The 13,320-nt window shown below is 69.5% G+C and carries 16 protein-coding genes; 12 read left to right on the top strand and 4 right to left on the bottom strand.

Annotated elements, in window-relative coordinates; all coding sequences use genetic code 11:
- The first annotated feature begins 5 nt into the window (after window positions 1-5).
- The 6 genes from ACIA8L_RS40570 to ACIA8L_RS40545 all read left to right on the top strand — a co-directional run bounded on the left by ACIA8L_RS40570 (window position 6) and on the right by ACIA8L_RS40545 (window position 4,014).
- Entirely contained in the window at window positions 6-371 is a 366-nt protein-coding gene (locus tag ACIA8L_RS40570) for a hypothetical protein (protein ID WP_395913079.1), read from the top strand.
- A 90-nt stretch (window positions 372-461) separates the two neighbouring features.
- Window positions 462-1,169, top strand: a complete 708-nt coding sequence (locus tag ACIA8L_RS40565) for a hypothetical protein (protein WP_395913078.1) — start codon at window positions 462-464, stop codon at window positions 1,167-1,169.
- A gap of 28 nt (window positions 1,170-1,197) precedes the next feature.
- Window positions 1,198-1,974 carry an SDR family NAD(P)-dependent oxidoreductase gene (locus ACIA8L_RS40560; RefSeq protein ID WP_395913076.1) on the top strand — a complete coding sequence of 259 codons (777 nt, stop codon included), beginning with the start codon at window positions 1,198-1,200 and terminating at the stop codon, window positions 1,972-1,974.
- Between the two features lie 394 nt (window positions 1,975-2,368).
- On the top strand, window positions 2,369-2,911 hold the full coding sequence (pyrE, locus tag ACIA8L_RS40555; RefSeq protein WP_395913074.1) for an orotate phosphoribosyltransferase: 543 nt from the start codon (window positions 2,369-2,371) through the stop codon (window positions 2,909-2,911).
- A 57-nt stretch (window positions 2,912-2,968) separates the two neighbouring features.
- Window positions 2,969-3,349, top strand: a complete 381-nt coding sequence (locus ACIA8L_RS40550) for a helix-turn-helix transcriptional regulator (protein WP_033359976.1) — start codon at window positions 2,969-2,971, stop codon at window positions 3,347-3,349.
- Window positions 3,253-4,014 carry a class II aldolase/adducin family protein gene (locus tag ACIA8L_RS40545; RefSeq protein WP_395913071.1) on the top strand — a complete coding sequence of 254 codons (762 nt, stop codon included), beginning with the start codon at window positions 3,253-3,255 and terminating at the stop codon, window positions 4,012-4,014. The genes ACIA8L_RS40550 and ACIA8L_RS40545 overlap by 97 nt, the downstream gene beginning before the upstream one ends.
- A gap of 166 nt (window positions 4,015-4,180) precedes the next feature.
- Here the strand turns inward: ACIA8L_RS40545 and ACIA8L_RS40540 are convergent, their stop codons facing one another.
- Window positions 4,181-4,954, bottom strand: a complete 774-nt coding sequence (locus ACIA8L_RS40540; RefSeq protein WP_395913069.1) for a DedA family protein — start codon at window positions 4,952-4,954, stop codon at window positions 4,181-4,183.
- Between the two features lie 46 nt (window positions 4,955-5,000).
- Between ACIA8L_RS40540 and amrS the strand changes: the two genes are divergently transcribed.
- The 5 genes from amrS to ACIA8L_RS40515 all read left to right on the top strand — a co-directional run bounded on the left by amrS (window position 5,001) and on the right by ACIA8L_RS40515 (window position 9,337).
- Window positions 5,001-6,065: an AmmeMemoRadiSam system radical SAM enzyme gene (gene amrS, locus ACIA8L_RS40535; protein ID WP_395913067.1), complete on the top strand. Its 1,065-nt coding sequence runs from the start codon at window positions 5,001-5,003 to the stop codon at window positions 6,063-6,065.
- Window positions 6,062-6,829 (top strand): AmmeMemoRadiSam system protein B, encoded by a 768-nt coding sequence (gene amrB / locus ACIA8L_RS40530; RefSeq protein WP_395913065.1) that lies wholly within the window; start codon window positions 6,062-6,064, stop codon window positions 6,827-6,829. Before amrS ends, amrB begins: the two co-directional genes overlap by 4 nt.
- A gap of 165 nt (window positions 6,830-6,994) precedes the next feature.
- The gene (locus ACIA8L_RS40525) at window positions 6,995-7,882 is read left to right on the top strand and encodes a phytanoyl-CoA dioxygenase family protein (protein ID WP_395913063.1); all 888 of its coding nucleotides are present in this window, start codon (window positions 6,995-6,997) and stop codon (window positions 7,880-7,882) included.
- Window positions 7,883-7,949: 67 nt separating this feature from the next.
- A complete protein-coding gene (locus tag ACIA8L_RS40520; protein WP_395913061.1) occupies window positions 7,950-8,444 on the top strand; it encodes a SigE family RNA polymerase sigma factor in 495 nt (164 codons plus the stop codon).
- Entirely contained in the window at window positions 8,441-9,337 is an 897-nt protein-coding gene (locus tag ACIA8L_RS40515) for an LCP family protein (RefSeq protein ID WP_395913059.1), read from the top strand. The genes ACIA8L_RS40520 and ACIA8L_RS40515 overlap by 4 nt, the downstream gene beginning before the upstream one ends.
- On the opposite strand, the gene ACIA8L_RS40510 is transcribed toward ACIA8L_RS40515, so the two are convergent.
- The gene (locus tag ACIA8L_RS40510) at window positions 9,321-9,533 is read right to left on the bottom strand and encodes a hypothetical protein (RefSeq protein WP_395913057.1); all 213 of its coding nucleotides are present in this window, start codon (window positions 9,531-9,533) and stop codon (window positions 9,321-9,323) included. The genes ACIA8L_RS40515 and ACIA8L_RS40510 overlap by 17 nt on opposite strands.
- Window positions 9,534-9,758: 225 nt before the next feature.
- Between ACIA8L_RS40510 and fbaA the strand changes: the two genes are divergently transcribed.
- Window positions 9,759-10,784 (top strand): class II fructose-bisphosphate aldolase, encoded by a 1,026-nt coding sequence (gene fbaA, locus ACIA8L_RS40505; RefSeq protein ID WP_395913056.1) that lies wholly within the window; start codon window positions 9,759-9,761, stop codon window positions 10,782-10,784.
- Between the two features lie 66 nt (window positions 10,785-10,850).
- On the opposite strand, the gene ACIA8L_RS40500 is transcribed toward fbaA, so the two are convergent.
- Both ACIA8L_RS40500 and ACIA8L_RS40495 read right to left on the bottom strand, forming a co-directional pair.
- On the bottom strand, window positions 10,851-12,005 hold the full coding sequence (locus tag ACIA8L_RS40500) for a hypothetical protein (protein ID WP_395913054.1): 1,155 nt from the start codon (window positions 12,003-12,005) through the stop codon (window positions 10,851-10,853).
- A gap of 82 nt (window positions 12,006-12,087) precedes the next feature.
- Window positions 12,088-13,308, bottom strand: a complete 1,221-nt coding sequence (locus ACIA8L_RS40495) for an LOG family protein (protein WP_395913052.1) — start codon at window positions 13,306-13,308, stop codon at window positions 12,088-12,090.
- Between the last annotated feature and the right edge of the window lie 12 nt (window positions 13,309-13,320).

Raw genomic sequence — 13,320 nt, 5'->3', positions numbered from 1 at the left:
CCGCGATGTTGTGGAAGAAGCAGGCCTACGACGATGAGTTGCGACTGCTGGCCGATGCCGACACGCTGGCCTTCGGCGGTGTGGGCATCGCCGGCACTCTCCTGCCCGCCACCAAGGCCTACTTCGCCGTCGAGGAGGGTCTCCGATTGCACGGCCGCGACCTGCGGCCGCGGCTGGAGGCTCTGCTCGACAAGGCCACGCCGGCCGGCCGGGTCTACGCGGCCGAGCTGCTCACCCACGCCGACGCGGCGGCCGGCCGCGCGGCCTGGCAGAAGCTCAGTGGCCAGCGCGGCGAGGTCAAGACGTTCACCGGCTGCATCATGGGCAGCACGACCCTGGCGCGATACGCCGAGGAGCGCCTGCACGGTTAGTTTCGGTTTGACAGGATTCGGCAGCGGCTGCGGGATTAGCGTGGCCTCGATACGGTGAGGCCCAGGATTTTCCTGGGAGGAGAGCCACCCGTGTCATTCGCTGTCCCGGCCGGGCCGCGCGCCCGGCCGTCCACCGTCAACCTCGCCTCGATGCTGCTCTTCGCGGCGGCGGCGCTCGAAGTGATCAACGTCGTACTGTCGCTCCTCTACGCGGGCAAGATCGCCTCGGCGACGCAGAAGATCTACGACGATGCCGGTGTGCAGAGCAGCGCCAACGCGACCACCAGCATCGGCTCGACGATCGGGGTCGTGTTCGGCTTCGTCATCATCGTGATCCTGGTCCTGCTCGGCTACTTCGTGAGCCGCGGCAACCAGGTCGCCCGGGTGCTGACCTGGGTCGTCGGCGGTATCGCGCTCTGCTGCGGCATCTTCAGCATCGGCGCGACGCTGTTCACGAAGAGCATCTGGGAGTCGGCCCGCAGCACCAACCCGCAGCTGCCCGACTACAACACCTACCAGGACCGGATCTACGCCGACGTCCCCGGCTGGTATCAGCCCGTCACCACGGTGATCGGCATCCTGATCATCATCGCGGTCGCGGTGCCGATCATCCTGCTGGCGCTGCCGGCCTCGCACCCGTTCTTCCGCAAGCAGGAGCAGCAGTGGGAGCCCCCGGTGCCCGGCGCCGGTGGCTCCGGCGGCTACCCCGGCCAGCCCGGATACGGCCAGCCCGGTCAGCCCGGCCAGCCTGGACACCCGGGTCAGCCCGGTCAGCCCGGCTACGGCCCGCCGCAGTAGCGCACCCGAGTACGGCTAGCCTGCGGCGGTGCCCACTGCACTCATAACCGGCGCCACCGCAGGCATCGGCGCCGCCTTCGCCCGTCAACTCGCCGCGGAGGGCTTCGAGCTCGTGCTCGTCGCCCGCCGCGGCGAACGGCTCTCCGCCCTCGCCGCCGAGCTGTCCGTGCCCGTCGAGGTCATCGTGGCCGACCTGGCCACCGCCGCGGGGTGCGATGCCGCGGCGGCCCGGCTCACGGACCCGGCCCGCCCCGTCGACCTGCTCGTGAACAACGCCGGGCGGTCGCTCAACCGCTCCTTCCTCCGATCCACCGCCGAGTTGGAGGAGGAGCTGCTGCGCCTCAACGTCCACGCCGTGCTGCGCCTGACGCTGGCCGCCCTGCCCGGGATGGTGGAGCGGCGCCGGGGCGAGATCGTGAACGTCTCCTCCGTGTCGGGCTTCGCGGCGACGATGCCGGGCTCGACCTACCCGGCGACCAAAGCCTGGGTCACGAACTTCAGCGAGTCGCAGGCGCAACTCGTGCGCGAGCACGGCGTGCGGGTCATGGCGCTGTGCCCGGGGTACACCCGGACCGAGTTTCATGAAGTGGCCGGCATCGACATGTCGCACTCGCCCGGGTGGGTCTGGCTCGACGCCGGGACCGTGGTGCGGACGGCGCTGCGGGACCTGCGGCGGGGCCGGCTGGTGAGTGTTCCCGGCTGGATCAACCGGCTCGCGGTCTTCGGCATGCGCCACGCGCCGCGCCGGCTGCTCCACCGCATTGCCCGGAGCGCGAGGGGACGCATCGGGCATGAAGAGCAATAACGCCCGTTGAGCCGGTGTAGGCCGTCGATGTGTGCACTCCGACAAGCATTGAATTTGCTGTGTATCGAACATGATTGTGGTCACGTACGTTCGGCTGATGGGCCGAATGGCAACGCTCCCAACGGCTTCCGGGCGGCGAAGACCTGTACGTTCGGCTATATTCGCAGCTCAGAGCCGTGCATCGAACATTGCAACGATCTAATCAGAGCAAGATTCGGGTTAATCGACGGGTGCTCTGGGTGTTGGCATCGTCCGTCACGAGTACCTCTCGCGTCACTCGTGGTGATCGCTGCGATCACCTTCGTATTCACCCTTGTCCCCTTGACGGCCTTAAATTTGGCCGAGAGTGCGGGTCATCGATTCACCGCGGAGGTTTAGCGCGTACGCTTCGGACATGACCGACCGTGACGACCTGCTGAAACTCGTACGTGACCTCGCTGTGGTCAACGGACGGGTCACGCTGTCGTCCGGACAAGTTGCCGACTGGTACGTGGACCTCCGTCGCTTGACGTTGCACCATGCTGGTGCGCCGTTGGTCGGCCGGGTGCTCCTCGATCTGGTCGACGACTGGGAGTTCGACGCCGTGGGAGGGCTGACCCTCGGCGCGGACCCGGTGGCCGCAGCGATGCTGCATGCGGCGGCTGCCCGAGGCGGACGACACCTGGATGCATTCGTCGTCCGTAAGAGTGACAAGGCTCATGGCCTGCAACGCCGGGTCGAAGGACCCGATGTGGCCGGCCGCCGTGTCCTGGCCGTCGAGGACACCTCCACTACAGGTGGAAGTGTGCTCACTGCGGTCGACGCGTTGCGAGAGGCGGGCGCCGATGTAGTCGGTGTAGCCGTTATCGTCGATAGAGGCGCGGAAAAGGCGGTTCGCGCCGCAGGGCTGAGTTATCGCTCAGCATTTTCGTTGGCCGACCTCGGCCGACAGGGCTGAAAAATTGTCGATTCGGACCTGCGCATATGCAGGCGGGTCGATGGTGTTGGTGGAAGGATGGAATACGTGGGAACTGCGCTGGCTGAGATGACCCTGCCCCAGATCTCGCCGCTTGCCGGCGAGCCGATTGACCGTGCCGATGCCGAGCGTCTCGCCGGCGTCCTGAAGGCACTTGCCGACCCGGCCCGACTCCGGCTCCTGAGCCTGATTCAGTCGGCTCCGGACGGCGAGGCCTGTGTTTGTGACCTGACGGCCCCCCTTGGGCTCTCGCAGCCCACGGTGAGCCACCACCTGCGAATCCTGACCGAGGCCGGTCTGCTGGAGCGCGAGAAGCGGGGTGTGTGGGCGTTCTACCGCCTCGTTCCCTCCGCCATCGGCACCATCGCCGATCTTCTGACGCCGCCGCGCAAGCGCGCGACCAAGAAGGCGCCTCGCTAGCAGTGTCAGGTGGCGCCCCTGGGCACTACCTGACCGGGGACCTTCGCGACCAACTCGTCCACGCCGGGCGGGCGGTCGTGCGGGCCGGACTCGTCGTGGGCTCGGGTGGCAACTTTTCCGCCCGGGCGCCAGGCGCCGACGAATGCTGGGTAACCGCGGCCGGAACTTGGCTCGACCGGCTCGACCGCGGTTCATTCGTTCGGGTCCGAATCAGCGACGGCGCGACTCTTGACAACTCTGTCGGGGTCGCGCCGTCATCGGAGCTTGGACTCCACCTGGCGCTGTACCGGGCTCGCCCCGACGCCGGCGCCGTCATGCACCTGCATCCGCAGTCCGTGCTGCTGCTGGACGCACTGGCCGAGCCGATCCGGCTGGCCACCACCGACCACGCCTTCTACGTGCGCGAGGTCGCGACCACACCATTCGTGCCGCCGGGCCGCCCCGAAGTGGGAGAGCTGGCGGCATCGGCATGTGCGGACGGGGTCAACTGCGTCGTGCTGGCCCGGCACGGCTGCGCGGTCATCGCCGACTCGGTCGAACTGGCCCACAAGCGGGCGGTCAATCTGGAAGAGGCGGCGCGGCTGACATACAGCGCGCTGGCCCTGGGCCGCCCATTGCCGGCACTGCCGACGGACTGGCTCCAGGGCCCTGGCGCGACTGCTTAGCCTTAGGTCCTGTTTCAGAAATGAGGCAGGGCTGCGGCGGGCCCAGATCCCGCCTGCGCACACATCGCGAAAGGCCGGATACAACCCCGGTATCCGGCCTTCCACGCTGCGCACGCAGACGAAATCTGGACTCCGCCTCGCTCCTACCCCACTTCTGAAACAGGACCTAGTCCCGCACGCGGTGGTTGCCCGGCGGGATCGTCGGGAACACCTCGGTCGGCGCATTCGCCGGGTCCACCGCCGGACCGGCCTTCTTGCCGCGGCGGCGCTCCTGGAGGCCCTTGAAGATCTCAATGAAGATCGGGATCGCGGAGATCAGCACGATCAGCAGGATCGCCGGCAGCAGGTAGGTGTCGATCTTCTCCGGCGGGATCAGCTTGCGGATCCGGTCGGCCAGCGCCCACCCGGCGAAGATGATGCCGTCGGTCCACAGGATGCCGCCGACCACGTTCCACAGGAAGAACTGGCCCGCGGGCATGCCGACGACCCCGGCCACCGGGTTGAGGAACGTGCGCACGATCGGGATGAAGCGGGCCAGCACGACCGCCCGGGCCGGGCCGAACTTCGCGAAGTAGTGCTCGGCCTTCTCGACGTACTCCCGCTTGAAGATGCGCGAGTTGGGCCGGTCGAACATCCGCCGCCCGTAGCGCGCCCCCAGGTAGTGCCCGAGCTGCGCACCGGCGATGGCGCAGATGGGCGCCCCGATCAGCAGCTGCGTGAGGCTCAGCCGGGTGCCGAGCAGGTCGGTCGCGGCCGACGAGGAGGCGACCCCGGCCAGGAACAGCAGCGAGTCGCCGGGGAAGAAGAAGCCGACCAGCAGCCCGGTCTCGACGAACATGATGATCCAGACGCCGATCACGCCGAACGTGCTCAGCAGCCCCTTCGCGTCGAGAGGGTTGAAGGCGAGCAGATCGCCCACGGCGCGCGTCTTTTCTTCCACGGGTCACCAGGGTACGTGAGGTTTCCGGCCGGACTAAGCTCGGACCATGGCGGTGGTCGCGACCGCACACTGGCACCGGCTCGACGACGGGCGGGTGCAGTGCGACGTGTGCCCGCGCAACTGCCGGCTGCACGAGGGCCAGCGCGGCTTCTGCTTCGTGCGCGAGCGGCAGGACGACCGGATTGTCCTGACCACGTACGGGAAATCCTCGGGTTTCTGCGTCGACCCCATCGAGAAGAAGCCGCTGAACCACTTCCTGCCCGGGTCCGCGGTGCTTTCGTTCGGCACGGCCGGTTGCAACCTCGGATGCCGGTTCTGCCAAAACTGGGACATCTCAAAAAGTCGCGAGATCGACACATTGGGCGCCGCCGCCGGGCCCGAGGAGCTGGCGGCCGCGGCCGAGCGGCTGGGGTGCCGGTCGATCGCGTTCACCTACAACGACCCGGTGATCTTCATGGAATACGCCATGGACGTCGCCGACGCCTGCCGGGCGCGGGGGATCAAGGCGGTCGCGGTGTCGGCCGGCTACATGAACGCGGCGCCGCGGGAGGAGTTCTACCGGCACATCGACGCGGCGAACATCGACCTCAAGGCGTTCAGCGAGCGGTTCTACGAGAAGGTCACGTTCGCGCGCCTGGACAAGGTGCTGGAGACGCTGGAGTACCTGCGCACCACCGACGTCTGGTTCGAGGTGACCACGCTGCTGATCCCGGGGCAGAACGACGGCGACGAGGAGCTGCACAAGCAGTGCGAGTGGCTGCTGGAGCACCTCGGGCCCTCCGTCCCGCTGCACTTCTCCGCGTTCCACCCGGATTTCAAGATGCGCGACGTGCCGGCCACTCCGCCCGAGACGCTGCGGCGGGCCCGGCGGATCGCCCAGGACACCGGACTGCGGTTCGTCTACACGGGCAACGTCCACGACCCCTCCGGTCAGACCACCGCCTGCCCCAACTGCGGCTCCGCGGTCGTGGTGCGGGACTGGTACGACCTCGTCGACTACGGGCTCACCGACGACGGCCGCTGCCGCGGGTGCGGCCACCTGGTGCCGGGTGTGTTCGACGGCCCGGCCGGGACGTGGGGGCGGCGCCGGCTGCCGGTGAGGATCGGATGAGGCCGCCGGCGGTGGCCGGGAGTTTCTACCCCGGCGACCCCACGGAGCTGCGGTCGACGATCGAAGAGCTTTTGGCGGGGGTACAGCCGGAGCCGGACAACGCGTTCGCCTACGTCGTCCCGCACGCCGGTTACCGGTGGTCGGGGCCGACGGCCGCGCACGTCTATGGGCGCCTGGCCGGTCGCGAGGCCGAGCGGCTGATCATCCTGGGGCCCGCGCACCGGGTCCCGCTGCGAGGTGCGGCGGTGCCGGCCGAGTCCATGTGGTCGACGCCGCTGGGTGCTGTGACGATCGACACAGAGGCGGTCGGCGATCTCGTTGCCGGCGGGTTGGCCGTCGCCGATGACCGGCCGCATGCGGATGAGCACGCACTGGAAGTACAACTGCCGCTTCTTCAGGTTTTGGGGTTTTCCAAGGTCTTGCCGGTGTGCATCGGGGTGGCCGCGGTCGAGGAGGTGGCCGCCCTGCTCGCGGTGGCGGCGGTGCCCGGGTCGATCGTGCTGTGCAGCACCGATCTTTCGCACTATCTGACGCAGGAGCAGGCCGAGGCGGCCGACGCCCGGACCGTCGACGCCATCGTGCGGCTCGCGCCCGGTGACATCGGGGAGCGGGCCGCGTGCGGGCGTTATGCGCTGCGCGGCCTGCTGGCCTGGGCCCGAGACCTCGAACTGACCGCCCGCGTGCTGCACCAGGCCACCTCCGGCGACGAAGGTGGCCCCCGCGACCGGGTCGTCGGCTACGTCGCCGCCACCCTGGGAGTGTGACGCTCCGTAGCTGTCAACGGCACACCGACGTCATAACGGTCTATTCCGTTGCGCCCGAATCGGCTAGAAGACCCTGACCGATCGGCCGACCTCCAGTCGAGGGCCCGCCAGCCGTCTTGCAGTTGGAGGCGCTGTGTGGACAGCGCCGGAACTGGAGAACGGGGCATGTCTGCCACGACGACGGCCGGTCCGACGGCCGACACCGGCTGGGTGCCGATGACGAGCGAGCAGCGGGAACAGTTCGACACGGACGGTTACCTCGTGCTGAAGGGCGTGCTGAGCCCGGACGAGGTTCGTCACTACGCGTCGGTGCTGGACAACGCGCACGCCACGCACCCGCGCGCGGCGGACGGCTCGCTGCACCTGCTCAGCGCCGTCACGAGCTGCCCGGAGCTCGCCCCACTGATCGACCACCCGGCGACGTTCCCGCTGGTCTGGTCGATCCTCGGCTGGAACGCGCACATCTACCACTCGCACCTCGATGTGCACCCGACCATCCACGAGCCGAAGCCGGACTTCTGGCACTGGCACCAGGACGGCGGCCGGCAGAACCGCGAGCTGGAGGTCGACCCGCGGCCGCGCCTGTCGGTGAAGCTCGCCTACTGGCTCTCCGACGTCTCCGAGGAGGGCCGCGGCAACCTGACGCTGCTGCCCGGCAGTCACAAGACCAACTGGCTGCCCGGCCCGCCGAAGCGCGACGTGCCGTGGCCCGCCCCGCCGGGCGCGACCCAGGTCAAGGTCGACGCCGGCGACGTGGTCTTCTTCGACCGCCGGATCTGGCACGCCCGCTCGTTCAACTACTCCGAATACACCCGGCGCTGCGTGTTCCTCGGCTACACGTATCGCTGGATCCAGATCCGCGACGAGGTCGCGCGCCTGCCCGAGCAGCCGTGGTGGAACGACCTGAGCCCGGTCCAGCAGCAGTTGCTCGGCGGGGTCGGGGTGGGCGACGGCGACCACCACTGGGGCCACTACCCGGAGACGACGCCGCTCTACATCGCCCTGCGCGACAAGGGCCTGCTTGACCCGTCGTATCCGCCCCTGATTCCCTGACCGCAATGTTCGCCGGTCTCCGATCCGTCTATGGATCGGAGGCCGGCGCGGCGGGAGAAGGTCCAGGTTGACGTTCGAGGAGTTCGTCGAGGCTCGGCTGCAGGCGCTGCTGCGCTATGCGGTCATGCTCACCGGCGACCCGCACACGGCGCAGGACCTCGTCCAGGACACGATGATCCGGGTGCAGCTCAAGTGGCGCCGGATCGCCACGGCCGACCTGCCCGAGCGCTACGTCAAGCGCATGATCACCAACGCCTACGTCGACCTGCACCGCGGCTCGTGGCTGCGCCGGGTCGCGCTGCGGGGCGTGGACCTCGACACCGGCCGGCTGGAGCCCGATCACGCCGACAGCCTGGCCGACCGCGACGAGATGTGGGTCTGGCTCGACCGGCTGCCACGTCAGCAGCGCGCGGCCCTGGTGCTGCGCTACTACGAGGGCCTCTCCGACGGCGAGATCGCCGACGTCATGAGCACCAAGGTCGGCACCGTCCGGTCGTGGATCTCCCGGGCCCTGGCCACGCTGCGCGGCCACGTCACGCCGACGACGGTGGCCGGCTCATGATGGACGACCTGCTGCGGGCCACCTTCGCCCGCCAGGAGGAGCTGGTGCCGGCGGCCACCCCGGAGCTCGGCGAGTCGATCGTGGTCGGGGCCCGGCGGCTGCGGGCGCTGCGGCGCTGGGTGTTCTCCGGCCTGACGTTCCTGTGCTCGATCCTCACCATGCTGCTGATGCCGCTGCTCAACAGCCCCCGCCCGGCCCCGCCGGCGGCCGCCCCACCGCCCGGGCAGCCGCTCAACCTGCTGCTCATCGGCATCGACCGGGGCTCGGGCGAGCCGGCCCGGGTGAACGCCAACGCGATCGTGCTGCTGCACGTCAACCCCGGGGCCCGGACCGCCTACGCCGTGCTGCTCCCCCGCGACCTCATGCTCGACCTGCCGGGCCTCGGCCCCCAGCGTGCCGACGGTGCGTATCTGGTCGGTGGATACCGGCTCGCCGCCGACGCGGTCGCCGGGCTGACCGGCCTGACCCTGGACGGTGGCGCGGTCGTCGACAGCTCGGGCGTGGAGGCGGTCACGCGGGCCGTGGGCGGCGTCGACCTGTGCACGCCCGACTGCCGCCATTACGACGCGCACGAGGCGGTCGTCCGCCTGCGCCTGTCCGTGAGCTCCGGCGACGGCCAGGTGCTGCACCAGTATCTGACCGAGCTCGCCAAGGCCGCCGCCCGGAACCCGGCCGTGCTCGCCGCCCTCAGCCGGGCACTCGAGCTGCACCTCGGACCGATCTCACTGGCCGAGCTGTCCCGGCGGGTCAGCGCCATCGACCCCGCGGGCGTCTCGGCGGTCAAGCTGCCGGTCGGGCCACCCGGCGCCGACGGGCTCTATGACGCGATGCGCAACGGCCGGGTCGGCGCCTGGCTGGACGCCCACCCGCAGTGGTCTAGTACTCGTCGCTGAGGTCGACCTCGCGGTCCTGCTCGATCGCGTCGTACTCGTTGGCGTCCCACGGCCGCGCGTGCGGCGTGTAGGGCCGGTCCGACGGGTTGGCCGGCAGTGCCTGATCGGCCGCGTCCGCCGGTGGGGCCTCCGGATCACGGATGTCCGGGTCGAGACGGTCGTCGAGGGCCAGCAGGTCTTCGTCTGGCTGGGTCATCGCCGCGGCTCCTGTCGCTCGCTTGCTCGGCCGACCTCCACGGTACGCGGTTGGACCCGCCAGGCTCCGGTGCCCCGGCAATTCTCTGACCCGGGTCACCTGGTCACCCGGCGTCGGGCCAGGGCGGCGGCTGCGAGATACTCCGTGCAGGGACAGCGCGGTCCGCGCGGAGCCGTGTCTGTCGGCTCCAAATACCGCACGATCCAACAGCCAAGGAGCGCTCCCATGCCCATCGCCTCGTCCGATGTCTACGCCGAGATGCTCGACCGCGCCAAGAACGGCGCGTTCGCCTACCCGGCGATCAACGTCTCGTCGTCTCAGACGCTCAACGCGGCGATTCGCGGTTTCGCCGAGGCCGAGAGCGACGGCATCATCCAGGTCTCGACCGGTGGCGCGGAGTACGTCTCCGGCCCGACCGTCAAGGACATGATCACCGGCTCCGTCGCGCTGGCCGCCTTCGCGCACGAGGTCGCGAAGAAGTACTCGGTCAACATCGCGCTGCACACCGACCACTGCCCGAAGGACAAGCTCGACAAGTTCGTCCGCCCGCTGCTGGACATCTCGACCGAGCGGGTCGCCAAGGGCGAGGAGCCGCTGTTCCAGTCGCACATGTGGGACGGCTCGGCCGTGCCGCTGGGTGAGAACCTCGACATCGCCGAGGAGCTGCTGGCCAAGACGGCCGCGGCCAAGGTGGTCCTGGAGATCGAGGTCGGCGTCGTGGGCGGCGAGGAGGACGGCGTCGTCGGCGCGATCGACGAGAAGCTGTACACCACCGTCGAAGACGGCCTCGCGATGGTCGAGAAGCTCGGCCTGGGCGAGAAGGGCCGCTACATGGCCGCCCTGACCTTCGGCAACGTGCACGGCGTCTACAAGCCCGGCAACGTCAAGCTGCGCCCGGAGATCCTCAAGACGATCCAGGACGCGGTCGGCGCGAAGTACGGCAAGGAGAAGCCGCTGTCGCTGGTCTTCCACGGCGGCTCGGGCTCGCTGCTCTCGGAGATCCGCGAGGCGCTCGACTACGGCGTGGTCAAGATGAACATCGACACCGACACGCAGTACGCGTTCACCCGCCCGGTCGCCGCCCACATGTTCAGCAACTACGACGGCGTGCTGAAGATCGACGGCGAGGTCGGCAACAAGAAGGCCTACGACCCGCGGGCCTGGGGCAAGGCCGGCGAGGCCGGTCTCGCCGCGCGCGTGGTCGAGGCCTGCGAGCACCTGCGCTCGACGGGCACCACGCTCTCGAAGTAACGCCCTCGTTCTTGGGACAAGCAAAGGCCCGGCTGACACTCCAGCCGGGCCTTTTGGCGTGCGCGCCTACTCGTTGAGGAAGTTGAAGTAGCCGCCCGGGGTGACCGGGCCGACGACCGGCGAGCCCGAGACGGTCTGGTCGACGATCGTCACCGGGCAGGAGCCGGCGAACACGCCGGTGCCGAGGCCGTTGGCGTCGTCGCTGACGTCCGGGGTCGTGACGGTGATGCCGGTGCCGGCGGTGTTGACCGCGGTCACCGTGCCCGCCTTGCCGCAGAAGTTCACCGCCCAGGTGGCCGAGCCGCCCTGCCAGTGCGTCACGTCCTTGTCGGGGAGGGCGGAGGTCGTGAGGACGGTGCTGGTCGCGCCCTTCGACCGGCCCGAGGTCACGCTCAGCGAGGTGACCGTCGGCACCGCGACGACGCTGGCGCCGGTGTCGCTGGCCGCGAACGTCTTGCTGACGCCACCCTGGGTGATGGTCAGGCTGGCGTCGTTGGAGGACATCCCGACGCCGGTCTTGAACGTCATGAAGTTGCCGGCCGCCGGCGCGGAGGTCGCGGTGGCGGAGACGAGAACCGGGGCGCTGCCCGAGTCGTCGTAGACCTTGAGGTCGGTGACGGCCTTGCCGCCGAACGTGACCGCGAGGCCCTGTGCGGTGCGCGGGTCGAACGCGTAGGTGCTGGCGGCCTTGACCCGGACGGTCTGGCCGCCGGCGGCGAGCACCCGCTGCACCTGGTCGGTGGTGTTGAGCAGCGCGCTGTTCTCGGTGATGACCGGCTTGCTGGCGGCGGCCGCGATCGCCGGCGGGGTGATGAAGAAGAGCCCGCCGGTCTTCGTCAGCGTGTTGCCGCCGGCGAAGTTGATGACGATGTTGTCACCGGCGGTCACGGTCGTGGCGGCGCAGCCGGCGGTCGGCGTTTTGACGGCGATCGTGGTCGGGCTGGTGACGATGTACGTCGGGACGGCGAGACAGTCCGGGCCGAGGTCGACGCTGGTGACCAGCGCCTCGGAGAGCGTCTGGCCGGTGACGGTGAGCGTCAGCACCTGCTTGGCGGTGGCGGCGGCGAGCTTGCCGGTCGTCGGCGTGGTGATCGCGATGGTGCCGCTCAGCGCGGCGCCGTACGCCACGTGGGGCAGGCCACCGACGATGATGGCAGTGCCGGCGGCGGTGCTCAGGGCGAGCTTTACGGCTCGTTTTCGCCAGAATCGTTGCTGCGGCATGGGGTCTGGTTTCCTCTCTGCAACCTATTGCTGACCCAACGTAACAGCAGCGTCACTTTGTGTAATGGCGAAACGCACTCACCTAGGCCGTAAGAATTTCCGCCGCCTCCGCCACGTCGTCCGTGATGTGCAGCAGCGCGCGCAGGTCCCCCACCGGCGAGACGGCCAGGAGCGGCTCCAGCAACCCCCGGATCGGCAGCCGCTCGGTCCAGTGCGCCACGTCCAGGAAGACGAACGGGCCGCTGACACCGTCGGTGGCGTAGAACGTCTTGGTCGCGGCCTGGAACACCTCCTGCACGGTGCCGGCCATGCCGGGCGCGAAGACGATGCCGCCGCGGGACAGCCGCAGGATCGTGTCCTCACGGATCGCGTTGGAGAAGTACTTCGCGATCTTGGCCGCGAACAGGTTGGCCGGCTCGTGGCCGTAGAGCCAGGTCGGGATGGCCAGGCCGCCGCGCTTGGCCCAGGTGACCGGGTCGACCGCGGCCTGGTCGGCCGGCTCGGCCGAGTCGGGCGTCGGTGGGACCGGGCGGCCGTAGCGCTTCCGGACTTCCAAAGCCTTCTGGGTGTACGGCTGGTGGTCCTTGAAATCAGGCGCCCCCGCCAGCGCGTCGATCGCCTCGACCACGGTCTCGAGGGGGTGCTCGGCCAGGAACGCGCCCAGGTTGGCCGCCTCCATCACGCCGGGCCCGCCACCGGTCACCACCAGGCGGTCGGCCCGGGCCAGACGCCAGGCGAGCTCGGCGGCGTTGCGATACTCCACCGCGCCCCGCCGCGCCGCATGCCCGCCCATGATGCCGATCGCCGCGGCCGGCCCGCGCGCGCCGATCCACCCGGCGGTCACGTTGGCCAGAGCGTTGTCGATGCCGGAGTCGTGCATGCGCTGGGCGACGGCCTCGCGGATCTCCGGTGTAGCACCGCCGGTGGCCCGGAAGTGCTGGTAGACCGCGGTGTCGAACATGCCGTCGAAGCCGTCGGAGGCGAAGCCGGCCGCCAGGTCCTCGGGCGTGTACAGCTGGCTCGGGTGCGTCGGGTATGGGATGCCGGCGAACTCGGGCACCACGACGGCCCGGCGCACCAGCAGATCCACGACGTGCTCGAGCGCGGCGAAGTGACAGCCGATGAACAGCGAGTCGGCGACATCGATCTCGGACAGGTCGACGGCGGCCAGGTCCAGGCCCTGAACGATCTTGCCGGCGATGGACCCTCGGCTCAGGTGAAACCGGAGCTCTTCGGGTGACTCGATCTCGTCCGGCGAGTGGTCGTGCAGGGCGACGACGTCCGGCGGTGGCGGGGTTGGCACAGCTCATATCCT

The sequence above is a fragment of the Dactylosporangium sp. NPDC051541 genome, from assembly GCF_044454505.1.
Lineage (GTDB): Bacteria > Actinomycetota > Actinomycetes > Mycobacteriales > Micromonosporaceae > Dactylosporangium.
The sequence above is the reverse complement of the archived record's forward strand: the minus strand, read 5'-3'. Positions and strand labels throughout refer to the sequence as shown.